This window comes from Labrenzia sp. 011 (assembly GCF_003075075.1).
GTDB lineage: Bacteria > Pseudomonadota > Alphaproteobacteria > Rhizobiales > Stappiaceae > Roseibium.
Window position 1 is genome coordinate 185,850 of sequence record NZ_QCYM01000003.1, and the last position, 23,470, is coordinate 209,319.

Consider the following 23,470-nt stretch of genomic DNA (forward strand, 5'->3'; position numbering starts at 1 on the left):
CCGGGGAATATCATGCCGATCGACATTTTGATGCCGGCGCTCTCGCCGACAATGGAAGAAGGTAAACTCGCCAAGTGGCTCAAGTCAGAAGGCGATACCGTGACTGCTGGCGATGTTCTCGCCGAGATCGAGACCGACAAGGCGACCATGGAAGTCGAGGCTGTCGATGAAGGCACGCTCGGCAAGATCCTGGTGCCGGAAGGAACCGACAACGTCAAGGTGAACGAGAAGATCGCGATCCTGCTGGGCGAGGGCGAGGATGCCAGTGCAATTGACACTGCGTCTGCCGCTCCGGCCGCCGCGGCCGCACCTGCAAAGACGGAGGCACCCAGCGCTCCGGCTGCGCCGTCGCCTCAGGCACCGGCACAGGAAACCCCGGACGATCCGGAAATTCCCGCGGGTACCGCAATGAAGCCTTCGACTGTGCGCGAGGCTCTTCGGGACGCAATGGCGGAAGAAATGCGCCGCGACCCGAACGTCTTCGTCATGGGCGAGGAAGTCGCCGAATATCAGGGCGCCTACAAGATCACCCAGGGCCTGCTGGACGAATTCAGCGCCAAACGCGTGATCGATACGCCGATCACCGAACACGGCTTTGCCGGTCTCGGGGTGGGCGCGGCCATGGCGGGGCTTCGGCCGATCGTCGAATTCATGACCTTCAACTTCGCCATGCAGGCGATGGACCAGATCATCAATTCGGCCGCCAAGACGCTGTATATGTCCGGTGGCCAGATGGGGGCACCGATCGTCTTTCGCGGTCCGAACGGCGCAGCCGCCCGCGTGGGGGCACAGCACTCCCAGGACTATGCGGCCTGGTATGCCCACGTTCCGGGTCTGAAGGTCGTGCAGCCATATTCCGCAGCAGATGCCAAGGGGCTTCTGAAAGCCGCCATTCGCGACCCCAATCCGGTCATCTTCCTGGAAAACGAAATCCTCTACGGCCAGTCCTTCGAGATTCCGGACATGGAAGATTTCGTCCTGCCGATCGGCAAGGCGAAGGTCGAGCGCGGCGGAACCGATGTGACCCTGGTTTCCTGGGGAATCGGCATGACATACGCCATGAAGGCGGCCGATGAGCTGGCCGGCATGGGCATATCGGCGGAAGTCATCAACCTGCGCACGATCCGTCCGCTGGACATCGACACGGTTCTGGCCTCAGTCCGCAAGACGGGGCGGATCGTCACCGTCGAAGAGGCATTCCCGATGTGTTCGGTGTCCTCGGAGATCGCTTATCAGGTACAGGAAAAGGCCTTCGATTATCTCGATGCGCCGGTTACCCGGGTGACGGGCAAGGACGTCCCGATGCCCTACGCCGCCAACCTGGAAAAGCTTGCCCTGCCGAGCGTTCCCGAAGTCATCGATGCGGTCAAAGCCGTAACCTACACAGCCTGAGGCGAGGGAGACGGATATGCCAATTAATATCACCATGCCTGCGCTATCTCCGACCATGGAAGAGGGCAATCTGGCCAAGTGGCTGGTCAAGGAAGGCGACAAGGTTTCCGCCGGCGATGTGATCGCCGAGATCGAAACCGACAAGGCCACGATGGAAGTGGAAGCGGTGGATGAAGGCACGGTCGGCAAGATCGTCGTGCCGGAAGGCTCCGAAGGGGTAAAGGTCAATGCGCTGATCGCCGTTCTTCTGGAAGACGGTGAGGATGCCGGGGCCATCGATACATCCGGTAGCGGTGCATCCGCGCCTGCTGCAAGTGCTGAAAAGGTCCCGGCGGTTCCCGAGAGCGCACCGGCCATCGAGGTCGGCGCCAAGGCGGTGACCGATCCTGTTCCGGCGCCGAAAGCCGGCGACGGGTCCCGGATCCTGTCTTCACCCCTGGCACGCCGTCTGGCGCAGTTGAACGGTCTTGATCTGAAGTCGCTAAGCGGTTCGGGTCCTCACGGACGGATCGTCAAGCGCGACATCGAGGCGGCTCTTGCAGCCGGAACCGGCAAGTCGGCGCCGGCGGCCGCCGAAGCTCCGAAGGCGGCAGCAGCCGCACCGGCAGTGGGACAGTCTGCCGATCAGGTGCTGAAGCTTTTCGATGAAGACTCTTACGAGCTCGTGCCGCATGACGGCATGCGCAAGACCATCGCCAAGCGTCTGACCGAATCCAAGCAGACCATCCCGCATTTCTACGTGACCGTGGATTGCGAACTGGACGCGCTTCTGGCGCTGCGGTCGCAACTCAACGATGCGGCGTCCAAGGACAAGGACGGCAAACCGGCCTACAAGCTCTCGGTCAATGACATGATCATCAAGGCCCTGGCGCTGTCGCTGCGCGATGTGCCGGATGCCAACGTGTCCTGGACCGATGACAACATGGTGATGCACAAGCATGCCGATGTCGGTGTGGCCGTGTCGATCCCGGGCGGCCTCATTACCCCGATCATCCGCCGGGCGGAAGAAAAGCCGCTCTCCCTCATCTCCAACCAGATGAAGGATCTCGGCAAGCGAGCGAAGGAACGCAAGCTGAAGCCGGAGGAATATCAGGGGGGCACCACCGCCGTTTCCAACATGGGCATGATGGGCGTGAAGAATTTCGCAGCCGTCGTGAACCCGCCGCATGCCACCATTCTGGCTGTCGGTGCTGGGGAACAGCGTGCCGTGGTGAAGGACGGCGAACTGTCGGTTGCCACCGTCATGAGCGTAACCCTGTCCACCGATCACCGCTGCGTGGACGGTGCGCTCGGGGCGGCCGTTCTGGGCGCGTTCAAGGGTTACATCGAAAATCCGATGAGCCTGCTTGTCTGAACAGGCTCTCCGGCGCGGCACCCTGCCGCGCCGTTGTCAACGATGACTTATTTTCGCCGGGGAACACACCATGGCTGATACCAACTACGATGTGATCATCATCGGCTCCGGACCGGGCGGTTACGTGACCGCGATCCGTTCCGCACAGCTGGGCTTCAAGACCGCCATTGTCGAACGCGAGCACATGGGCGGCATCTGCCTCAACTGGGGCTGCATTCCCACCAAGGCGCTGCTGCGCTCCGCCGAAATCTACCACTATATGCAGCATGCCAAGGATTACGGACTGTCCGCCGAAAAGATCTCCTTCGATCCGGCAGCCGTGGTCAAGCGCTCGCGTGGTGTTTCCGGACAGCTCAACGGTGGCATCGGCTTCCTGATGAAGAAGAACAAGGTCGATATCCTGTGGGGAGAAGGCCGGATCTCGAAGGCTGGTGAAGTCACCGTTTCCAAGACCTCCAAAAAGGCCATGGAACCCCAGCACCCGGCACCGAAAGGCACCAAGGGGGAAGGCGTCTACAAGGCCAAGCACATCATCGTGGCGACCGGCGCGCGCCCGCGCGTCATTCCCGGCATCGAGCCGGACGGCAAGGACATCTGGACCTATTTCGAGGCCATGGTGCCGCCGGCGATGCCGAAGTCGCTGATCGTCATGGGCTCGGGTGCCATCGGCATCGAGTTCGCGTCCTTCTACAAGACCATGGGCGCGGATGTCACCGTGATCGAGATGATGTCAAACATCATGCCGGTCGAGGATCCTGAAATTTCCGGCATGGCCAAAAAGATGATGGAAAAGCAGGGCATCAAGTTCCTGCTCGAGGCCAAGGTGTCCGCCGTCAAGAAGGGCGCGGGCGGCGTGACCGCAACAGTCGAGACCAAGGACGGCAAGAAGCAGGATCTGACGTCCGAGAAGATGATTTCCGCTGTCGGGGTTGTCGGGAATATCGAGAATCTCGGCCTGGAAGACCTGGGCATCAAGACCGACCGGGGCTGTGTGGTGATCGACGGCTTCGGCCGCACCAATGTCCCGGGCGTCTACGCGATCGGCGATGTGGCCGGACCGCCCATGCTGGCCCACAAGGCCGAGCACGAGGGCGTTGTCTGTGTCGAGAAGATCGCCGGCAAGGATGTCCACGCCATGGACAAGTCCATGATTCCCGGTTGCACCTACTGCAATCCGCAGGTCGCCTCCGTCGGGCTGACCGAGCCGAAGGCCAAGGAAGCCGGATATGACATCAAGGTCGGGCGCTTCCCCTTCATGGGCAACGGCAAGGCGATCGCCCTGGGCGAGCCGGAAGGCCTGATCAAGACGATCTTCGATGCGAAGACCGGACAGCTTCTTGGCGCGCATATGGTCGGTGCCGAAGTGACCGAACTCATTCAGGGCTATGTGGTCGCCATGAACCTGGAGACGACGGAAGAGGACCTGATGCATACGGTCTTCCCGCATCCGACCCTTTCGGAAATGATGAAGGAATCCGTTCTCGACGCCTATGGCCGCGTCCTGAACATGTAGCCATGTCTGCAGGTCGCGCTTCCGCTCCCGGCCTGGATTTTCGGTAACGTCAAGCGGGCCAAGTTGTGCAACTGGGAGGATGCGGTCATGGACGCAACAGCAATTCTTATCTGGATCGTTATCGGCGTGGTTGCCGGATGGCTTGCAAGTGTCGTCGTTGGCGGCGGCGGGCTGGTGCGTTACCTGATCACCGGTCTGATCGGTGCCTTCGTCGGCGGTTTCCTGTTCAGGATCGCCGGGATAGACATGAATCTCGGAAATCCCTATGTGACCGAAGTCGTCGTGGCTGCCATCGGAGCGATCGTCGTCGTGCTGATCGCGCGGTTACTGGCCCGCTGATCCACCGAAAGGAAAACTGCGTTGGGATTGATCATAACTGTTATCATCGGCCTCATCGCAGGCGCTGTCGCTCACCGGGTGCTCAACAGCCGGGGCGGCTTTCTCGGCAGTCTGGTTGTCGGGCTGGTCGGAGCGCTGATCGGCGGTGAACTCGCCTCGCTCCTCGATCTGAATGTCACGGGCGGGATCCTTGACCGGCTGGTCATCGCCGTTCTGGGCGCCATCCTGTTCCTGTTTCTCTGGAAGAAGATGTTCAGGTGACGATGGCCGGGGAGAGCAAGTCCGCGCTGGAAGCCTTTCCGCTCAGGACAAGCGACAAGCTCCGCTATCGGGATACCGACAGGCAGGGGCATGTGAACAACGCGGTCTTCGCCACCTTTCTGGAAACCGGCCGCGTCGAACTGCTTTATCGCGAAGGGCTTGCGGAAGAGGGCGCCGCCTTCGTCATTGCCCGTATGGAACTGGATTTCCTGGCCGAGGTCACCTGGCCCGGAGATGTCGAAATCGGCACGGCCGTGCGTGAGGTCGGGCGGAGCTCGTTCCGGCTCTTGCAGTGCGTGTTCCAGAATGGTGTTGCCGTTGCCCGGGCCGAGACGGTGATCGTTCAGATGAATGAGACCACCCGCAAGTCCCGGCCCTTGAGCGAAACGGCGCGGCAGCGGCTTCAGACACTGATCAGTTCTGCAGCTGAAACATAGCTGGCAACTGGGTTTAAGGCTTGACCTTTCAGGGGAATAACGACAGGTAAGTTGCATGGTTACGATCGTCGATACGCTCAATCGCCCGCGGGAAAGTTCCGAAGCAAGGCCGCGCCATCCGGAAAAGGCCCATCGCCCCGACAACCCGGTGCAGCGCAAGCCGAAGTGGATTCGCGTCAAGGCGCCGACGTCGCCTGTCTATCGCGAAACCCAGTCCGTTGTGCGCGACAACAATCTGGTCACCGTCTGCGAGGAGGCCGGCTGCCCGAATATCGGCGAATGCTGGTCAAAGAAGCACGCCAGTTTCATGATCCTGGGTGATACCTGCACCCGTGCCTGCGCCTTCTGCAATGTGCGCACGGGCATGCCCGGGCCTGTCGATCCCAAGGAAGCGCAAGGTGTGGCAGATGCGGTCGCGGCCATGGGACTGGAGCATGTTGTTGTCACCTCCGTGGACCGGGATGATCTGGACGATGGGGGCGCACGGCATTTCGCCGATGTGATCAGCGCCATCCGCAAGACCTCCCCCTCGACCACCGTCGAAGTGCTGACCCCGGATTTCCTGCGCAAGGATGGCGCTCTGGAGATCGTGGTGGAGGCCAAGCCCGATGTGTTCAATCACAATCTGGAAACAGTTCCGTCGAAATATCTGAAGGTCCGGCCCGGTGCCCGTTATTTCCATTCGATCCGCATCCTTCAGAAAGTGAAGGAACTCGATCCGGAAATGTTCACCAAGTCCGGCATCATGGTCGGCCTCGGAGAGGAGCGCAACGAAGTGCTCCAGCTGATGGACGATCTGCGCGCAGCGGATGTGGATTTCCTGACGATCGGCCAGTATCTTCAGCCGTCGAAGAAACATCATCCGGTCATTTCCTTCGTGACGCCGGAAGAGTTCAAGGGATATGAGCGCATAGCCTATGCCAAGGGCTTCCTGAAGGTCTCGGCGAGCCCGTTGACCAGGTCTTCGCATCACGCGGGCGAGGATTTCGCGGATCTGCGCGCGGCCCGCATGTCCAGGCTCGGTCGTTAGGTCACTGTGTCCTGAACACGATGATATGGCTTGAGGCGGATGGTTCGCGTTCAAGCCCTGGAGAGGCCCGCCTTCGCGCCTTCATGAATGAGGATGCGGATCGGGACGGCGCAACGGATTGCAACACGGTCAGACGAACTGAATGCCCAGTTTTTCATCCACTCACAAGGTCAACCACGCCGCAGCGGACATGTTCCGCCTTGTCGCCGATGTGGAGCAGTATCCGCAGTTCGTGCCGTTGTGCCAGGACCTGCATGTTCGCGGCCGCAAGGAACTTGAAAACGGGGCGACCGTCCTGATTGCCGACATGACCGTGGCCTACAAGCTTTTCAAGGAAACCTTCACCAGCCGCGTCGAACTGCGGCCGGAGGACCACACGATCCTGGTGGAATATCTCGACGGCCCGTTCAAGCATCTTGAGAACAAATGGACTTTCGAGGATCTGGGGGAGGGCGCCAGCAATGTCGGGTTCTTCATCTCCTACGAATTCCGCAGCCGGACGCTCGGCTCCGTGATGGGCGTCATGTTCGACAGGGCGTTCAGGAAATTCTCCAATGCCTTCGAGGCGCGCGCGGATGAGGTCTACGGGACCTGAAACGCCGATGTGCACCGGGGCGAGCGCCCTGGAGGAGCAGTCCCGTCAACCTATTTGAATTGCTTGAAAGCGTCGCGGATTATGCGGATGCGGCTGGATTTCAATTCGGTGGTCCCGTCGGTGCCGCGTATTTTTTCCACTTCGGCCGGCTTGAGGCCGAGATCGTCCAGTGTGGCAAAGGAATCATAGTCGTCACAGACGATTTTCCGGCCATTCCTGGAGGCGGCAGCGGAATCTTCCTCCACCACGAGACGTTGGCCGGCGGCGGCCTTCTCCTCGGTCCATGCGACCGTGTTCGACGATACCCAGAAGGTCAGATCGCAATAGCGGGCTTCGTAATAGCCCTCCTTGGGTTCTCTGAGGATTTCGTGGGATCCTGTGAAACTGCCGTTGGAGTAATGGGACCGGATGTAGAAATCACTTTGGCCAAGCGCCGCCCCGGCCAGACAGCCGCTTGTGGCGATCGGGAAAGCCAGGAACGCCAGACAGCGTTTCATTTTGTCATTCCTTATCCAGCGTGTTTACGTCACCCCAGCTGTTTCCCAAGTGTATGATGTCAGGCTTGCTTGAGCCTTACTCGTTTATTTTGATGTCGTGATAGGATCTGGCAGCCTTCTCAACAGAAGTCTTGAAGGAATTGCGAATGGCCGCGAAACGGTTCACGCGATGGACGGGGACACCGTCATTCTGGACGACGATCCTCGGATCTTCCTGGATACCGAGATCCGGCAAGGTGACCTGCTGTTCCGGATGTTCGCAAATCGGCCGCCAGCCCTTGCCCCGGCTGAATTCGACGCGCACGGCGTTTTGCCGTTCGACTTCGAGCTGGGTCCAGGCAACCGTCGCGAAGCGGACCCAGTAGGACCGCCCGCAATATTTCACTTCCACCAGGCCCTCCGACTGTCTGTCGTAGATGCGGTGGGAGCCGCGGAACCCGTGATACTGGTCGCGGGAAATAAGGTAGGTATCCCCAACGGAGGGTGGAGCGCTTCCTGCAAATGCATTCGTCACGCCCAGGAGAACAGCTCCTGCGACAAACATCGCACACTGGTTTGACATAACCTTGTCCTGTATCGCGAAATCATTTCGCGTGTTGGTCTTTCCAAGCGGAAACCCTTACAGGGAGATGTTGCAAAAGCTGTTTCGAGCGGGGAGCGGCTTTTATTAAAACTTTATGCGCCGTTTCCTGAAACGGGCCGGAGCGGACGGCCGGTCTCGTCCTACCGCGTATGAAAGCTGCTGCCGCTGTCTTCCAGTCCGTCTGCCTGGAACATGGACCCGATGGTGGACAGGCGGCTCTTGCGGGAGGAGCTTTCCTCTTCGGTTTCCAGCACGGCGTCGGCGCTCATGCTGATCCCGATATCGGCCAGGGTGACCTGATTTTCCGGTCCTTCGCAGATAGGCCTCCAGCCGCGACCGAAATTATACTCGATGCGAACGACATGGCCGCGGCGGCTTTCCACTTCCGTCCAGGCAACGGAGTGGCTGCGCACGAAATAGTCCCGGTCGCAGTAGGATACCTTTTTCAAACCCCTGTGCGGGTCGAGAAACAGTTTGTGGCTGCCGACAAAGAAACCGTACCGGTCCCGGGATATCAGATAGAAGTCGCCCGGTTGTGCAATTGTTCCCGCGTATGCTGCGCTGCCGAAACATGCAACGGCAACTAGTATCGCAGATATTTTCTTCATGGACTGCAGATTCCGGGCCACTTGAGTGTCAATGTGACGCGACTATACGGAGACAACGCGGTAAATCCAGAAGGAAGTCAGCCCAACATTAATGAGATTTTACTCATGAAATCGCATTTAAAATAGATGTTAAGGCAGTCTGTACCGTCTCCAGCCGGATGGACCTCCGGCCCTTGTCTGCGAACCAGCAGTGAACATGATCCGTCGGCCGGCCCTTGCTGGCGACCGCGATGTGAACCGTGCCGACCGGCTTGTCCTGGCTGCCGCCACCGGGGCCGGCAATTCCCGTGACCGAAACGGCGACATCCGCATTGGACCGGGCGAGGGCGCCTTCGGCCATGGCGATGGCAACTTCCTTGCTGACGGCACCGACCGTGCGGATGAGATCGGCCGGCACGCCCAGCATGTCGGTCTTGGCCTCGTTCGAATAAGTGACAAAGCCCCGGTCAACGACGGCTGAAGAGCCGGCGATTTCCGTGAGCGTTCCGCAGATCAGGCCACCGGTACAGGATTCCGCCGTGGCCACCATTTTGCCGCCGTCTTTCAGCGCATCGAGAACCGTCGTTGCAAGCGCGGTGAGGTCGTCCAGACCGCGTGGTGTCCTGTCGGTCATGTCCGGGCTCCTTCGTCGTCTTCGAACGGCAGTCTTACGGTGACGCAGGCGAGGGCCGCGATTCCCTCCCTGCGGCCTGTGAAGCCCAGTTTCTCGGAGGTCGTGGCCTTGACGGACACCCGGGAGACCGGCAGACGGCAGATGTCGGCAATCGACGCGCGGATCCTGTCCCTGTGCGGACCGATCTTCGGCTCCTCGCAAACGACGGTGACATCGATATGGGCTATCCGTCCACCACGCTCCGTCAGACGGCGCATGGCGTCATGCTGGAACCTGTCGGAGGATGCTCCCTTCCACAGGGAATCGCTCGGGGGGAAATGCTGACCGATGTCGCCGTCACCGATGGCGCCCAGGGTCGCGTCCGTGATGGCGTGCAGAACGACGTCGGCATCGGAATGTCCCTTGAGCTTTTGCGAATGCGGAATAGCGACACCGCCGAGAATGACAGAATTGCCATCCTCGAAGGCATGGACATCGTAGCCTGTGCCCATGCGGATATCTGGCAGGTCCGAAAGCGGAGGGGGGGAGGAAACGGCCTGGGGCATTGTCAGTGCGCTCGCCTGTTTTTCCGCACGCCGGAGGTCGGCTGCGGTCGTGATCTTGAAGTTGGCCGGGTCTCCGGCGCTGAGAACGACCGTCATGCCGTCCCATTCGGCAAGGCTGGTGTCGTCGGGAAAATCCCTGCGGCCGGATTGGGCCGCATTCTCGTGGGCCCGGGAAATGCGCGCTAGCGGAAACGCCTGCGGGGTCTGAGCGGCCCACAGGCGCTCCCGGTCCACCGTTTCCAGTGGCCGGCCGGGGGCCGTCTGTTTCTTGAGCGTGTCGACGATCTGCGTGGCGGCAAGCGCGCCCTCCGCTCCGGTGTCGAGTTCGGCAAGCAGACCGTCGATAACTTCGTGGGTCAGGAAGGGGCGCGCCGCGTCGTGGATAAGGACATAGTCGCAAGGCACCGCCGAAAGTGCTCTCAGTCCCTCGCGCACGGATCCCTGACGGGTCTTGCTGCCGAAAACGGCGGGCAGGAGTTTCGGCTGCCAGGGTTCTGACGATGCCGCTACGGCATCGTCATACAGCCCGATATCGTCCGGGTGGATGACAGTCACCATATGTGAAATCCGGGGATGATTCCCAAGGACGTTCAGTGTATGGGTCAGCACCGGCCGGCCGGCAAGCAGCCGGTATTGTTTGGGGACAGAGGTATGGGCATCCGCCAGGCGCGACCCACGCCCAGCAGCAACAACGAGGGCTGCCACCGTTTTGGCCATTAGAGGTCTCCTTGCAGGGGGCCATTCCGAAACCATCGGACCGTCTTTAACGAAGAACTTGTCCCGACTGCAAATTTTGACTTGTTGCGCTGCGCAAATTGTCTACAATATAGGCAATTAACAAAATGCACAGGCAGTGAGCAAAAGAAGAGAGCCTTGTGTCGCCAACGATGAAACCACTTTCAATCGGCCGTCATACACTCGTCGGCAGGGCCGTGCTTGCGCCGATGTCCGGTGTTACCGACCTGCCGTTTCGCAGGCTGGCTGCACGATATGGCGCCGGCATGGTCGTCAGTGAAATGGTCGCGAGCGAGTCCTTCCTGAAAGGGGACGCGGAAACCCAGATGCGTGCCGAGGCCCAGGGGCAGGGTCTGCACGTGGTGCAACTTGCAGGCAGAGAGGCCCGCTGGATGGGCGAGGCGGCCAGGGTGATCGCCGATCTCGGGGCAGATGTCATCGACATCAACATGGGCTGTCCGGCCAAGAAGGTGACCTCCGGATATTCCGGCTCCGCCCTGATGCGCGACCTTGATCATGCCCTGTCGCTGATAGAAGCGACAGTCGACGCCGTCGACATTCCCGTGACGCTGAAAATGCGGCTCGGCTGGGACGAGCAGACCATCAATGCACCGGAGCTTGCCCGGCGCGCCGAGGCCGCGGGAGTGCAACTGATCACCGTTCACGGCCGTACCCGCTGCCAGTTTTACAAGGGAACCGCCGATTGGCAGGCCATTGCCGCGGTCCGCAACGCGGTATCTGTGCCGTTGATCGCCAATGGAGACTGCAGGAGCGTCGAGGATGCCGGGCGGATGCTTGCCCAATCGCGGGCCGACGGGGTGATGATCGGCCGGGGCGCCTATGGTCGTCCGTGGCTGCCCGGTCATGTCAGCCGCTTTCTGGAAACCGGGGAGCAGCTGGCCGAACCGGCAGGCACCGCTCTGGCCGACCTCGTCACAGAACATTACGAGGCCATCCTGGGGCACTACGGTCAGGCACAGGGATTGCGCATCGCGCGCAAGCATCTGGGCTGGTACCTGGATGCGGCCGGCGGCGGGGAAAGCTGTCCGGAAGCGCTCCGCAAGACTCTCATGACATCCCGTGAGCCAACGCAGGTCCTGCGTCTGGCTGCGGACTGGTTTTCTTCCTCCAGCAAACGGACAGCTGCGTGACGGATATTTTGTCTGCGACAGGCCGGACGGCCGCGCTTGCCAGTGACGGGCCGACAATACTGGATGCCTTGCCGCATCCCGTGCTTCTCGTTGCGCCTGACGGTGTCATCGAATCTGCCAATATGGCCGCGGAAATTTTCATGCGGTCGAGCGTCGCCGTGTTGCGGCGCCATCCCATCAGCGATTTCGTGCCCTTCGGCAGTCCGCTTCTGACCCTGATCGAGCAGGTGCGCGAGCGCGGTGCCGCCGTGAACGAATACAAGGTCGACATCGGCACGCCGCGTATCGGAGCACCCAGGGTGGTCGACATAAACGCGGCTCCGGTCGCAGACCGTCCGGGGGCTGTCGTCCTGATGTTCCAGGAACGCACCATGGCGGAAAAGATCGACCGCCAGCTGACGTCCCGGGGGGCGGCGCGCACCGTGACGGGGCTGGCGGCAATGCTGGCCCACGAGATCAAGAACCCGCTGTCGGGGATCCGCGGTGCGGCGCAGCTGATCGAACAGTCTGTTCCCAGCGAGGACCGGGCGCTCACCCGCCTCATCATGGACGAGACCGACCGGATCGTGAAACTGGTCGACCGTATGGAGGTCTTCTCCGACGAGCGGCCGATCGAGCGCGAACCGGTGAATATTCATGTGGTGCTGGACCATGTGAAACGCCTGTCGGACAGCGGGTTTGCCCGCGGCAAAAGGATCGTCGAAATCTACGACCCGTCGTTACCGGCGGTTTATGCCAACAAGGACCAGCTCATTCAGGTGTTCCTGAACCTTATCAAGAACGCCAGCGAGGCGATCGGTGACGATCCGGATGGAGAGATCCGCATCTCGACCGCCTTCAGGCCCGGCGTTCGGCTGTCCGTTCCAGGGACCGCGGAAAAGGTCGGCCTGCCGCTCGAATTCTGTGTTCAGGACAATGGTCCCGGCGTGCCGGAAGACCTGCTACCGCATCTGTTCGAGCCATTCATTACCACCAAGACCAACGGATCCGGCCTGGGGCTGGCGCTCGTTGCAAAGATCATCGGCGACCATGGCGGCGTGATCGAGTGCGACAGTCAGCGTCAGAAGACCGTATTCCGGATTCTGTTGCCTGCCTATTCGGGCGAGGGCAACCCCGTATCCGACAAGCCGAACAAAGGAACTGATTGACCATGCCAACAGGCACGATCCTAGTTGCAGACGACGATGCGGCGATCCGTACCGTTCTCAATCAGGCGCTTTCCCGGGCTGGCTATACCGTCCGGCTGACCTCCAACGCATCGACACTGTGGCGGTGGGTCTCCTCGGGCGACGGCGATCTTGTCATCACCGACGTCGTCATGCCGGACGAGAATATCTTCGACGTGCTGCCGCGCATGAAAAAGATGCGTCCGGACCTTCCGGTCCTGGTCATGAGCGCCCAGAACACCTTCATGACAGCCATCAAGGCTTCGGAAAAGGGGGCCTATGAATATTTGCCAAAGCCCTTTGATCTGAAAGAGTTGACGAGCATTGTTCAAAGGGCGCTTGAAGAGCCGAAAAGGCGACCGGCCGTCGAGCTGGACGATGCCGGCGAGGGTATGCCCCTGGTGGGGCGTTCCCCGGCCATGCAGGAGATCTACCGCGTCCTGGCCCGACTGATGCAGACCGATCTCACGGTGATGATCAATGGCGAGTCGGGAACCGGCAAGGAACTGGTCGCGCGCGCGCTGCACGACTACGGGAAGCGTCGCAACGGGCCGTTCGTTGCCATCAACATGGCCGCGATCCCGAGGGATCTTATCGAGGCGGAATTGTTCGGCCATGAGAAAGGCGCCTTTACCGGGGCTCAGAACCGCAGTTCCGGCCGCTTCGAGCAGGCTGATGGCGGAACGCTGTTCCTGGATGAAATCGGCGACATGCCGATGGAAGCCCAGACCCGGCTTCTGCGGGTTCTCCAGCAGGGGGAATATACGACCGTTGGCGGCCGCACGCCGATCAAGACCGACGTGCGGATTGTTGCTGCGACGAACAAGGATCTGCGCCATCTCATCAATCAGGGCCTGTTCCGTGAGGACCTGTATTTCCGTCTGAACGTGGTTCCGATCCGCCTTCCGCCTCTGCGTGAGCGGGTGGAGGACATTCCCGACCTCGTGCGGCACTTTTTTGCCATTGTGGAGAAGGAAGGCCTGCCTGCGAAACAGGTCGACCAGAGCGCTCTCAATCTCCTGCGCCGGTATCGCTGGCCGGGGAACGTGCGCGAGCTAGAAAACCTCGTTCGGCGTCTCGCTGCGCTCTATCCGCAGGATGTGATCAGCGAAAACCTCCTGGAGCATGAATTGAGCCAGCCGTCGGTTTCCTCCATGGAGGAGGAGACGGCGGAAACCGTGAATCTGGGCGGTTCGGTCGAACGGTACCTTGCCGGGTATTTTGATACCTTTGGCGATGCCTTGCCGCCTCCGGGTCTCTATCATCGCATTCTGCGCGAGGTGGAATATCCCCTGATCAGCGCTGCTCTTGCGGCAACGCGCGGCAACCAGATCAAGGCTGCCGAACTGCTCGGTGTGAACCGCAACACCCTGCGCAAGAAGATCCGGGACCTGGACATTCAGGTGATGCGTTCGACGCGATAGGAAGACCGGGCCTGCCGCCGTTGCCCCAGCCTTGGCGGGCCGGGACCATGATCTGCCGGAAAAGCGCAGGGATAAAATCGCTGCGCGTCCTGCAGACCCCGCTTGCGGCGAGTCGTCCACCGCAATTTTTCGTGCTTCCGGTTCCCCTGTCGCAATTCGGCAACATTGTGTGATAAGTTTGCCGCAAACAATCTATGAAACCTGTGCCGCGTTTTTCCGACGGCATGCGTTCGGGGTCCGATGATACTAGAAGCGGCACAGCAGTCCGTTGCACAATCGAGCGCTGCGGGAAGGATCTGGCGACGCGCCGGTCTTGCGATCATGGTTGTCGCACTGATCTCCATCGGTGTGACCTTCGCCATTCTCATGGGACTCACCTCGATCGATCCCACCCGCGACGTCATCAAGACCGCGATGACGATCAACGGCGCCCTCGCTGCGATTCTGCTCGGCGTCATCGCCTTCGAGATTCTCAAACTCTGGCAGGCACGGCGCCGGGGGCGGGCGGCCGCCAGGCTGCATGTGCGGGTGGTTGCTCTTTTCAGCGTGGTGGCGGCCGTTCCCGCCGTGCTCATGGCGATACTGGCCGCCATTACGCTCGACCGCGGGCTGGACCGGTGGTTCGAGGACCGCACGCGCCAGATCATCGACAATGCTCTGACCGTTGCGCAGGCCTATCTTCAGGAACACGCAAGGGTATTGCGTGGCGACCTGATCGCCATGACAAATGATATCGACCGGGCCAAGGCGGTCTATGATTTCGAGCCGTCGCGTTTCGACCAGTTCTTCGCGACACAGGTGTCGCTGCGGGGCATACTCGCCGCTTTCATACTCAACGAAAACGGCGAAGTGGTCACGCGGATCATTATCGATCCCAACGTCGATATTCCGCTGCCCCCCGCCGACAGTTTCTTCAAGGCCAAGTCCGGCGATCCGATCCTGATCGCACCGGGGAGTTCCAATCTCGTCGGCGGTGTCATGAAACTGTCGGCCTACGACGATTTTTATCTTTATGCGGTGCGGGCGATCGATCCGCGTGTGGTTGAATATCTTCGCCTGGCCGAGGATGGTGCCTCCGAATACCAGCAGATGGAGAGCAGCCGGTTCGGTGTGCAGGTGGCCTTTGCCCTTGTCTATCTCGGTGTCGCGCTCGTGCTGCTTTTGTCGGCCATCTGGATCGGATTCGGTTTCGCAAATCGATTGGTGTCACCGATCCGCGCGCTGATTTCAGCTGCCGACGAGGTTTCCAAGGGGAATCTGGCGGTGAAGGTCGGGACGGAAAAATCCGCGGGTGACCTGGCCAATCTCGGGGCGACCTTCAACAAGATGACCGGTCAGCTCCTGGGGCAGAGGGACGCGTTGCTGGCTGCCAACGAACAGATCGACCGGCGCCGCCGCTTCAACGAGGCCGTGCTGTCCGGCGTCTCGACCGGTGTCATCGGTGTCGACGACGAAGGCTCCATCATGCTGATCAACAGATCGGCCCTGGAGCTCCTGCAGCTCGACGAAGTTCAGATTCTCAACAAGTCCCTCGTCGAAGTGGTGCCCGAGCTGAAGGACTGCATTTGCGAAGCCCTGCAGAACCCCGGCGACAGGCGTCCGGAAGCGCAGATCGAGATCAGCAGGGGCGGGCGGCTGCGCACGATCAATGTGCGGATCACCAGCGAACAGTCGACGCGCCGGGAACACGGTTTCGTGGTGACGCTGGACGATATTACCGATCTCGTTTCCGCGCAGCGCAATTCGGCCTGGGCGGATGTTGCGCGCAGGATCGCGCATGAAATCAAGAATCCCCTGACGCCGATACAGCTATCCGCCGAGCGCATCCGCAGACGATACGGAAAACGCATTGAAGAAGACCGCGAGGTGTTCGACCAGTGTATCGACACGATCGTCCGGCAGGTCGGCGATATCGGCCAGATGGTCGATGAATTCTCCTCCTTCGCCCGCATGCGCAAGCCCACCAAGTCGAAGGGCGATCTTCGCGAGGCGGTGCGCGATGCCGCCTTCATGCAGTCGGTGGCAAATCCGGAGATCAGTGTTAAGGCCGAAGTGCCCGGTGAACCGGTGGAAGCTGTCTTCGACGCACGCCTTGTCGGGCAGGCACTGACGAATGTGGTCAAGAACGCGACTGAAGCGGTAAGCTCGAGAACGGGCGAGAACCTGCCGCAAGGCAAGGTCACCGTGCACCTGCGCGGGGCTGCTGAAGACGGAAGCGGCCGGATCGTGATAGACGTCACTGACAACGGCATCGGCCTGCCGGAAGAAAACAGAAGCCGCCTGCTGGAGCCCTACATGACCACGCGGGAAAAGGGCACGGGCCTCGGCCTTGCCATTGTGCGGAAGATTCTTGAAGACCACGGGGGCGGCATCGAATTGCTCGACGCCCCCAAATCCAACCCTGAAGATACGGGAACTCTTGTCCGTCTGACACTGGCAGTCCATGCCGACAGCGAACCGGAGACCGAGGACAGAGATCAAGCAGTGACTGCCCATGGCGCATGATATTCTTGTCGTAGACGATGAAACCGATATCCGGGAAATGATTGCCGGTATCCTGGATGACGACGGGTACGGAACCCGGACAGCTGCCGATTCCGACCGCGCACTGGCCGCGGTCAAGGAACGCAGGCCGTCTCTCGTCATTCTGGATATCTGGCTTCAGGGCAGCCGGCTCGACGGGCTGGCGCTTCTGGATGTGCTGAAGGAAACCGACCCGGACCTGCCGGTTGTGATCATTTCCGGTCACGGCAATATCGAGACGGCGGTTTCGGCGATCAAGCGGGGCGCCTACGATTATATCGAAAAGCCCTTCAAGGCGGACCGCCTCGTTCATATTGTCGAACGGGCGCTGGAGGCATCGAGCCTGAAACGCGAAATCCGCGATCTGAAGCAGCGCAGTGGCGAAACCAGCGACATCGTCGGCAATTCCTCCGCCGCCCATAATCTGCGCCAGACGATCCAGAAGGTGGCCGCCACCAACAGCCGCATCCTGATCATCGGCCCGTCCGGGGCGGGCAAGGAGCGGGCGGCCCGCATGATCCACGATCTGTCGGCACGGGCGAAGAGTCCCTTCGTCGTCTTGAATGCGGCCACGATCACGCCGGCGCGCATGGAAGAAGAGCTGTTCGGCATCGAGGATGAGAGCGGGGGCCTGCGGAAAATCGGCGCGCTCGAGGAAGCCCATGGCGGCACGCTCTATCTTGATGAAGTTGCCGACATGCCTGCCGAGACCCAGGGCAAGATCCTGAGAGTTCTGGTCGAGCAGAGTTTTTCCCGGGTCGGTGGCACACAGAAGGTTCAGGTCGATATCCGGATCCTGTCGTCCACTTCAAAGAACCTGGAGGAACATATCGGCTCCGGACTGTTCCGGCAGGATCTCTATCACCGGCTCAGCGTGGTTCCCCTGCGCGTACCGGGGCTGTCTGAACGGCGCGAGGATATTCCGGTACTGGTTCATCACTTCATGGAACAGATCTCGGCGGCTTCCGGCATTCCGCTTCGGCCGATCGGCGACGATGCCATGGCGGTTCTGCAGACCCATGACTGGCCGGGAAATGTCCGTCAGCTCCGCAACAATGTGGAGCGGCTTCTGATCCTCAGCCGAGGTGATCCGGACAGCACGATCACGGCCGACCTGCTGCCGGCGGAAATCGGTGAGACCCTGCCGCATTTGCCGTCGTCCGGCACCGGTGAACACCTCATGTCCGTGCCCTTGCGGGAGGCGCGCGAGATTTTCGAGCGCGAGTATCTGCAGGCGCAGATCAAGCGATTTGACGGGAACATCTCGCGGACGGCCGAATTTGTGGGTATGGAACGGTCTGCACTTCACCGCAAACTGAAAACCCTCGGCATGACGTGACTGCTGTGAAGCACCGGTATCTATCGCTTTACGCTCAAGACAAACGGCAGAGCGGGAAAGGTTTCCTCCCATGAAAATCGTCATTTGCGGCGCCGGACAGGTCGGCTACGGCATTGCTGAACGCCTTGCCGCGGAGCAGAACGACGTGTCCGTGATCGATTCCTCGCCACAGCTGATCAACGCCATCGGCGATCAGCTGGACGTGCGCGGTTTCGTCGGGCATGGGGCGCATCCGGATATCCTGGCCCAGGCCGGCGCCGAAGAAGCGGACATGATCGTCGCCGTCACCCTGTATGATGAAGTCAACATGGTGGCCTGCCAGGTGGCGCATTCGCTGTTCAACGTGCCGACCAAGGTCGCGCGGATCCGGGCGCAATCCTATCTGCAGGGCCGCTGGCGCAACCTTTTTTCCCGCGATCACATGCCCATCGACGTGATTATTTCACCGGAAATCGAGGTCGGTGAGATGGTGCTGCGCCGCCTGGCGCTGCCCGGCGCCGTGGAAACGGTCCGGTTTGCTGATGATCACGTGGTGGTTGTCGGCATTATCTGCGAGGAAGATTGCCCTGTCGTCGACACACCGCTGCGTCAGCTGACGGAACTGTTTCCGGATCTGGGGGCTGTTGTCGTCGGGATCTATCGCAATAACCGGCTTTTTGTACCCAAGAGCAGCGACGCCATCCTGACCGGAGACCTGGCCTATGTGGTCGCGCGGCGTGACCAGGTGCGCCGAACGCTGAGCATTTTCGGGCATGAAGAGCCCGAAGCAGCCAAGGTGGTGATCGCCGGTGGCGGCAATATCGGCCTTTATGTCGCCAAGGCTCTGGAGCAGCGGCAGTCCGGCACAAAAATCAAGCTGATCGAGGCTTCGCGCGAACGGGCCATGTCGGTCGCCGATGAGCTCAAGCGATCCGTCATCCTGCACGGCAGCGCACTGGACCAGACCATCCTGAACGAGGCGGATGCCGGCGATGCCGACACCATGGTGGCGCTGACCAACGACGACGAGGTGAATATCCTTTCCTCGGTGATGGCGAAAAAGCTCGGCTGCAAGCGGTCTCTGTCGCTGTTGAACAATCCGAGTTATCCGGCCTTTGCCAATGCCCTTGGCATCGACGCCTTCATCAATCCCCGGGCGGTGACCATTTCGCGCATTCTCCAGCATGTGCGCCGCGGCCGCATCCGGGGCGTTCATTCCCTGCAGAACGGTGCGGCGGAAATCGTCGAGGCCGAGGCTCTGGATACGTCGCCGCTTGTCGGCAAGCCCTTGCGGGACATCGATCTTCCCTCCGGTATCCGTGTCGGTGCGGTTTTCCGGGCCGGGGAAGTTCTCACGCCGAACGGCGACCTCCAGATCCAGGCTCAGGACAGGATCGTGATTTTTGCGGTTGCGAGCCGTGTACGGCAGGTCGAACAGATGTTCCGGGTCAGCCTGGACTTCTTTTAAGACGTTTTGGACGCTTTCTGGCCTTGCGTTTGTCGGACCTTGTGGTCAAATTTCAAAAGAAACCAATCGGTTCGCCGAGAACCATCTCTTCTCTGGAGGAAACATGAGCCGGATTGCCTATGTCAACGGCCAATATGTCCGCCATGCGGATGCTGCGGTGCACGTTGAAGACCGCGGTTACCAGTTTGCCGATGGCGTTTATGAGGTCTGTGAGGTCTGGCAGGGACGGATCGTCGACATGCCCCGGCATTTTGATCGTCTCGACAGGTCTTTGGGCGAACTGCGCATCGACTGGCCGATGGCGCGGGCCGCGTTTGAATTCGTGGTGCGCCAGGTTGTGCGCCGGAACAGGGTGCGCAACGGCCTGGTCTATATCCAGGTCACCCGGGGCGTTTCCAGGCGCGATCACTTCTTCCCGCCGGAAGAGGTCGCTCCTTCCGTGGTCGTGACCGCCCGCTCCACCAGCACCGAAGCTGCGAATGCACAGGCCGCGAAGGGCATTTCGGTGGTCAGCTATCCGGAGAATCGCTGGCCCCGGGTCGATATCAAGACGATTGCCTTGCTGCCGAATGTGCTGGCCAAGCAAAATGCAAAAGAGAACGGTGGCAAGGAAGCCTGGTATGTGGATACCGACGGTTTCGTCACCGAGGGCGGATCGACAAATGCCTGGATCGTCACCAGGGACGGCACACTCGTGACACGACCGGCGGAGAGCGGGATCCTGCGGGGCATCACGCGTACAGTCATTCTTGATCTTATCCAAAAAGAGGGGCTGACCTTTGAAGAAAGGCCGTTCAGTCTGGAAGAAGCCTATGACGCCAAGGAAGCATTCGTTACGGCGGCCACGAGTATCGTCATGCCGGTCGTTCAGGTGGACGACAGAACGATAGGAAATGGCCACCCGGGCAGCGTCTCTACCCGATTGCGCGAAGTGTTCCATACTGCTACTGATTTTCAGATGGTATGATTCGACTGGGCTTGTTGGGCTGAAATTGGATACAACATAGAGCTGAGGCAGACAGTTCTATCTGGTGGGCAATGCAAAAAGCGAGCGGCACGTCAAACCTTAGTGTTTGAATTTGAAAGGTTTTCGACGGAAAGCTGCGTAAACGCCGGATGCTCGGCCGCATCCGGGACAAACAGGATAAAAAGACTGATGGCTGAGCGCGCACAAAATCTTCAAGACACTTTCCTTAATCACGTTCGCAAACAAAAAACACCCCTGACGATTTTTCTGATCAATGGCGTGAAATTGCAGGGTGTCGTGACCTGGTTCGATAACTTTTGTGTCCTGCTCCGGCGTGACGGGCATTCCCAGCTTGTTTACAAGCACGCGATTTCCACAATTATGCCCAACGGACCTGTTCAACTGTTCGATCAGGCCGAGGAAAACGCGGAAAAGGCAAGCTGATTGAAACCCAAGTCTCGCGCAGACGATTTTTCCAAATCCAATGGCTCCGAAGAGCCAGGTCAGGACTCTCTGAGGCTGAAGGAAACCGGGGTTGACCGGCTGCCTCAGCCTTTTCGCGCCATGATACTGGAGCCTGTGCTGCAATTGCGCGGCGAAGGCAGTCAGCATGATCTGCGCTCCAACCGGAGTCCGGAAGCGCGTCTTGAGGAAGCCATAGGCCTGAGCGCGGCCATCAATCTCGATATCGTCCAGTCCGGAATCGTGCGCATCAGCAATCCGAAGCCCGCCACGCTGTTCGGCGAAGGCAAGGTTGCCGAATTCGCCGGGATCGTCGCGAGCGAAGATCTGGATCTCGTGGTTATCGATCATCCTCTTTCGCCGGTTCAGCAACGAAACCTGGAACGGCGCCTGAAGACCAAGGTGATCGACAGGACCGGCCTTATTCTCGAGATTTTCGGCGACCGGGCCCGCACCAAGGAAGGTCGTCTGCAGGTCGATCTTGCCCATTTGAGCTGGCAGAAGAGCCGTCTGGTCCGCTCCTGGACCCACCTGGAGCGCCAGCGTGGTGGCGCCGGTTTCATGGGCGGGCCGGGCGAAACCCAGATCGAGGCCGACCGCCGCCAGATCCAGGACCGTATCATTGCGTTGCAGAAACAGCTGGAAGGCGTGCGCCGTACCCGGGATCTGCACCGCAAGAAGCGCAAGAAGATTCCGCAGCCGGTGGTGGCGCTGGTCGGCTATACCAACGCCGGAAAGTCGACTCTTTTCAACCGGTTGACGGAAGCGGATGTCTTCGCCAAGGACCTGCTGTTCGCCACTCTCGATCCGACCTTGCGCAAGGTTACCCTGCCGCATGGCAGGGAGGTGATCGTCTCCGACACCGTCGGCTTCATTTCCGATCTGCCCACCCATCTGGTGGCAGCGTTCCGGGCGACTCTGGAAGAGGTTCTGGAAGCCGATCTGATCCTGCATGTGCGGGACATTTCACATGCGGATACGGATGCCCAGGCGGAAGACGTCAGGAAGACCCTGCGAGATCTCGGTGTCGATGCCATTACCGGGGCTCCGGTCGTTGAAGTCTGGAACAAGATCGACTGTCTCGATCCCGGATACCGGCAGAAGCTGCTGGAAGACGCCGGCGAGGAAGGGCCGATTGCCCTGTCGGCCCTGACAGGCGAGGGGGTCGACAGCCTGCTGACGCGCATTGATGCCTTCATGGCTCAGCATGACGACATTCTCTCCTTGAAGATTCCCGTCGCGGAGGGCGCTTTGCTTGCCAAGGCGTATCAGATGGCCGAAGTGCTTGAGCGCGAGGATACGGAAGATTTCGTGCTTGTCGAAGTGCGTGTGTCCGACAAGCAGCGCGGTCCGTTCCGGGAAACATTCGGCGCGTTTATCGTCGACTAATCTGGCCCCGGGGCGCCTATTTGCCCTTGGCCGCCTGCCAGGCGGCCTCCATTTCGTCCAGCGTCATCGCTTCCAGTGTCGTTCCGGTTGCCTTCGCATGCTCCTCGATGGCGACAAAGCGCTTTCGGAACTTGCGGTTCGTCCGGCGCAGAGCCTCTTCCGGATCGATATCCAGATGCCGGGCCAGATTGGCGAGCGCGAAAAACGTGTCGCCAAGTTCGTCGCAGATCCTGTCTCGGTCAGGAGTCTTGCTGGCAAGTTCCTCGTCAAGTTCATGGGTTTCCTCACGGATCTTGTCGAGGACCAGGCGGGCGTCGTTCCAGTCGAACCCGACCCTTGAGGCGCGTCTTTGCAGTTTGTCGGCTTCCTGAAGTGCGGGGAATGCACTGGGCACGTCATCCAGAAACCCCTTCTGCGGTTCGGCGAGCCCGAGTGCTTCCCTTTCGGCCTGCTTTTCAGCCCGTTCTTCTGCCTTGATCCGCTCCCAGATGCCCTTGACCAGCTCCGGCTTGTCGCCGTTTTCATCGCCGAAGACATGCGGATGCCGCCGGATCATCTTTCTCGTGATGCCTTCAACCACATCGCCGAAATCGAATTGCTCCTCCTCCTGCGCCATGCGGGCGTGATAGACGACCTGCAAAAGCAGGTCGCCGAGTTCCTCGCGAAGGTTCAGGAGGTCGTTGCGTGCGATCGCATCGGCGACTTCATAGGCCTCTTCCAGCGTATAGGGAGCAATGGTCGCGAATGTCTGCTCCAGATCCCAGGGGCAACCGGTCTCCGGTGTCCTGAGCGCAGCCATGATTTCGATCAGGCGGGAAATATCGCGGCTTGGGGTCATGGAGTAACCTTGGTTTTGGAATGTGTCGCGTTCAAGCGGAAACATGAGGCAGGGTGAATTCCTGAATTCAATGCAACGCACCAGTCACCAGTCACCAGTCAAAGGCGTTACGGATATCCGCCGAAACCACCGGTAATCGATTGCTCCTGCAGAATGCAAGCGGCCGGCAGGGAGGCTGGTTAAAATACACGGCCGTTCCGGAACCATCCTCCCGGCTCCGCTTGCGAAGGTTGCCGGAGGACGGGACGACGGAGGGCCGGGG

Annotated in this window: 23 protein-coding genes; 17 read left to right on the forward strand and 6 right to left on the reverse strand. The window is 60.3% G+C overall.

Annotation, left to right across the window (positions count from 1 at the left end):
- Window positions 1–12: 12 nt before the first annotated feature.
- From DCO57_RS05700 to DCO57_RS05735, 8 genes are all read left to right on the forward strand, one after another.
- On the forward strand, window positions 13–1,392 hold the full coding sequence (locus DCO57_RS05700) for a pyruvate dehydrogenase complex E1 component subunit beta (protein WP_116697900.1): 1,380 nt from the start codon (window positions 13–15) through the stop codon (window positions 1,390–1,392).
- A 16-nt stretch (window positions 1,393–1,408) separates the two neighbouring features.
- Window positions 1,409–2,746, forward strand: a complete 1,338-nt coding sequence (locus DCO57_RS05705; RefSeq protein ID WP_116697901.1) for a pyruvate dehydrogenase complex dihydrolipoamide acetyltransferase — start codon at window positions 1,409–1,411, stop codon at window positions 2,744–2,746.
- A gap of 70 nt (window positions 2,747–2,816) precedes the next feature.
- Window positions 2,817–4,259, forward strand: a complete 1,443-nt coding sequence (gene lpdA, locus DCO57_RS05710) for a dihydrolipoyl dehydrogenase (protein WP_116697902.1) — start codon at window positions 2,817–2,819, stop codon at window positions 4,257–4,259.
- An 87-nt stretch (window positions 4,260–4,346) separates the two neighbouring features.
- A complete protein-coding gene (locus tag DCO57_RS05715) occupies window positions 4,347–4,598 on the forward strand; it encodes a GlsB/YeaQ/YmgE family stress response membrane protein (RefSeq protein WP_116697903.1) in 252 nt (83 codons plus the stop codon).
- Between the two features lie 27 nt (window positions 4,599–4,625).
- Window positions 4,626–4,859 carry a GlsB/YeaQ/YmgE family stress response membrane protein gene (locus tag DCO57_RS05720; protein ID WP_208977816.1) on the forward strand — a complete coding sequence of 78 codons (234 nt, stop codon included), beginning with the start codon at window positions 4,626–4,628 and terminating at the stop codon, window positions 4,857–4,859.
- A gap of 2 nt (window positions 4,860–4,861) precedes the next feature.
- Window positions 4,862–5,296 carry a thioesterase family protein gene (locus DCO57_RS05725; RefSeq protein WP_116697905.1) on the forward strand — a complete coding sequence of 145 codons (435 nt, stop codon included), beginning with the start codon at window positions 4,862–4,864 and terminating at the stop codon, window positions 5,294–5,296.
- Window positions 5,297–5,351: 55 nt separating this feature from the next.
- Window positions 5,352–6,326, forward strand: coding sequence for a lipoyl synthase (gene lipA / locus DCO57_RS05730; RefSeq protein WP_116697906.1), 975 nt, complete (start codon window positions 5,352–5,354; stop codon window positions 6,324–6,326).
- Window positions 6,327–6,468: 142 nt separating this feature from the next.
- Window positions 6,469–6,921 (forward strand): type II toxin-antitoxin system RatA family toxin, encoded by a 453-nt coding sequence (locus DCO57_RS05735; RefSeq protein WP_116697907.1) that lies wholly within the window; start codon window positions 6,469–6,471, stop codon window positions 6,919–6,921.
- 50 nt (window positions 6,922–6,971) lie between these two features.
- On the opposite strand, the gene DCO57_RS05740 is transcribed toward DCO57_RS05735, so the two are convergent.
- The 5 genes from DCO57_RS05740 to DCO57_RS05760 all read right to left on the reverse strand — a co-directional run bounded on the left by DCO57_RS05740 (window position 6,972) and on the right by DCO57_RS05760 (window position 10,484).
- Complete coding sequence (locus DCO57_RS05740; RefSeq protein WP_116697908.1) at window positions 6,972–7,418, reverse strand: hypothetical protein; 447 nt, start codon at window positions 7,416–7,418, stop codon at window positions 6,972–6,974.
- A 76-nt stretch (window positions 7,419–7,494) separates the two neighbouring features.
- Window positions 7,495–7,980: a hypothetical protein gene (locus tag DCO57_RS05745; protein ID WP_116697909.1), complete on the reverse strand. Its 486-nt coding sequence runs from the start codon at window positions 7,978–7,980 to the stop codon at window positions 7,495–7,497.
- A gap of 161 nt (window positions 7,981–8,141) precedes the next feature.
- A complete protein-coding gene (locus tag DCO57_RS05750) occupies window positions 8,142–8,609 on the reverse strand; it encodes a hypothetical protein (protein ID WP_133192632.1) in 468 nt (155 codons plus the stop codon).
- A gap of 103 nt (window positions 8,610–8,712) precedes the next feature.
- On the reverse strand, window positions 8,713–9,222 hold the full coding sequence (locus DCO57_RS05755) for a CinA family protein (protein ID WP_116697911.1): 510 nt from the start codon (window positions 9,220–9,222) through the stop codon (window positions 8,713–8,715).
- Window positions 9,219–10,484 carry a bifunctional 2-C-methyl-D-erythritol 4-phosphate cytidylyltransferase/2-C-methyl-D-erythritol 2,4-cyclodiphosphate synthase gene (locus DCO57_RS05760; RefSeq protein WP_116697912.1) on the reverse strand — a complete coding sequence of 422 codons (1,266 nt, stop codon included), beginning with the start codon at window positions 10,482–10,484 and terminating at the stop codon, window positions 9,219–9,221. The genes DCO57_RS05755 and DCO57_RS05760 overlap by 4 nt, the downstream gene beginning before the upstream one ends.
- Window positions 10,485–10,654: 170 nt before the next feature.
- Here DCO57_RS05760 and dusB point away from each other — a divergent pair, with 170 nt between their 5' ends.
- The 9 genes from dusB (at window position 10,655) to hflX (ending at window position 22,370) form a co-directional block, all read left to right on the forward strand.
- Complete coding sequence (gene dusB, locus DCO57_RS05765) at window positions 10,655–11,653, forward strand: tRNA dihydrouridine synthase DusB (RefSeq protein WP_116697913.1); 999 nt, start codon at window positions 10,655–10,657, stop codon at window positions 11,651–11,653.
- The gene (locus DCO57_RS05770) at window positions 11,650–12,801 is read left to right on the forward strand and encodes a nitrogen regulation protein NR(II) (RefSeq protein ID WP_116697914.1); all 1,152 of its coding nucleotides are present in this window, start codon (window positions 11,650–11,652) and stop codon (window positions 12,799–12,801) included. Before dusB ends, DCO57_RS05770 begins: the two co-directional genes overlap by 4 nt.
- A gap of 2 nt (window positions 12,802–12,803) precedes the next feature.
- Window positions 12,804–14,243 carry a nitrogen regulation protein NR(I) gene (gene ntrC, locus DCO57_RS05775; RefSeq protein WP_116697915.1) on the forward strand — a complete coding sequence of 480 codons (1,440 nt, stop codon included), beginning with the start codon at window positions 12,804–12,806 and terminating at the stop codon, window positions 14,241–14,243.
- Between the two features lie 240 nt (window positions 14,244–14,483).
- Window positions 14,484–16,748 carry a PAS domain-containing sensor histidine kinase gene (locus tag DCO57_RS05780; protein WP_116697916.1) on the forward strand — a complete coding sequence of 755 codons (2,265 nt, stop codon included), beginning with the start codon at window positions 14,484–14,486 and terminating at the stop codon, window positions 16,746–16,748.
- Window positions 16,738–18,105, forward strand: a complete 1,368-nt coding sequence (locus tag DCO57_RS05785) for a sigma-54 dependent transcriptional regulator (protein ID WP_116697917.1) — start codon at window positions 16,738–16,740, stop codon at window positions 18,103–18,105. Before DCO57_RS05780 ends, DCO57_RS05785 begins: the two co-directional genes overlap by 11 nt.
- Before the next feature lie 70 nt (window positions 18,106–18,175).
- A complete protein-coding gene (trkA, locus tag DCO57_RS05790; protein WP_116697918.1) occupies window positions 18,176–19,552 on the forward strand; it encodes a Trk system potassium transporter TrkA in 1,377 nt (458 codons plus the stop codon).
- Window positions 19,553–19,655: 103 nt separating this feature from the next.
- Complete coding sequence (locus tag DCO57_RS05795) at window positions 19,656–20,519, forward strand: D-amino-acid transaminase (RefSeq protein WP_116697919.1); 864 nt, start codon at window positions 19,656–19,658, stop codon at window positions 20,517–20,519.
- A gap of 186 nt (window positions 20,520–20,705) precedes the next feature.
- Window positions 20,706–20,963 carry an RNA chaperone Hfq gene (gene hfq / locus DCO57_RS05800; RefSeq protein ID WP_173006241.1) on the forward strand — a complete coding sequence of 86 codons (258 nt, stop codon included), beginning with the start codon at window positions 20,706–20,708 and terminating at the stop codon, window positions 20,961–20,963.
- 120 nt (window positions 20,964–21,083) lie between these two features.
- Window positions 21,084–22,370, forward strand: a complete 1,287-nt coding sequence (hflX, locus tag DCO57_RS05805) for a GTPase HflX (protein ID WP_116697995.1) — start codon at window positions 21,084–21,086, stop codon at window positions 22,368–22,370.
- Between the two features lie 16 nt (window positions 22,371–22,386).
- On the opposite strand, the gene mazG is transcribed toward hflX, so the two are convergent.
- A complete protein-coding gene (gene mazG, locus DCO57_RS05810; protein ID WP_116697996.1) occupies window positions 22,387–23,208 on the reverse strand; it encodes a nucleoside triphosphate pyrophosphohydrolase in 822 nt (273 codons plus the stop codon).
- Window positions 23,209–23,470 lie beyond the last annotated feature (262 nt).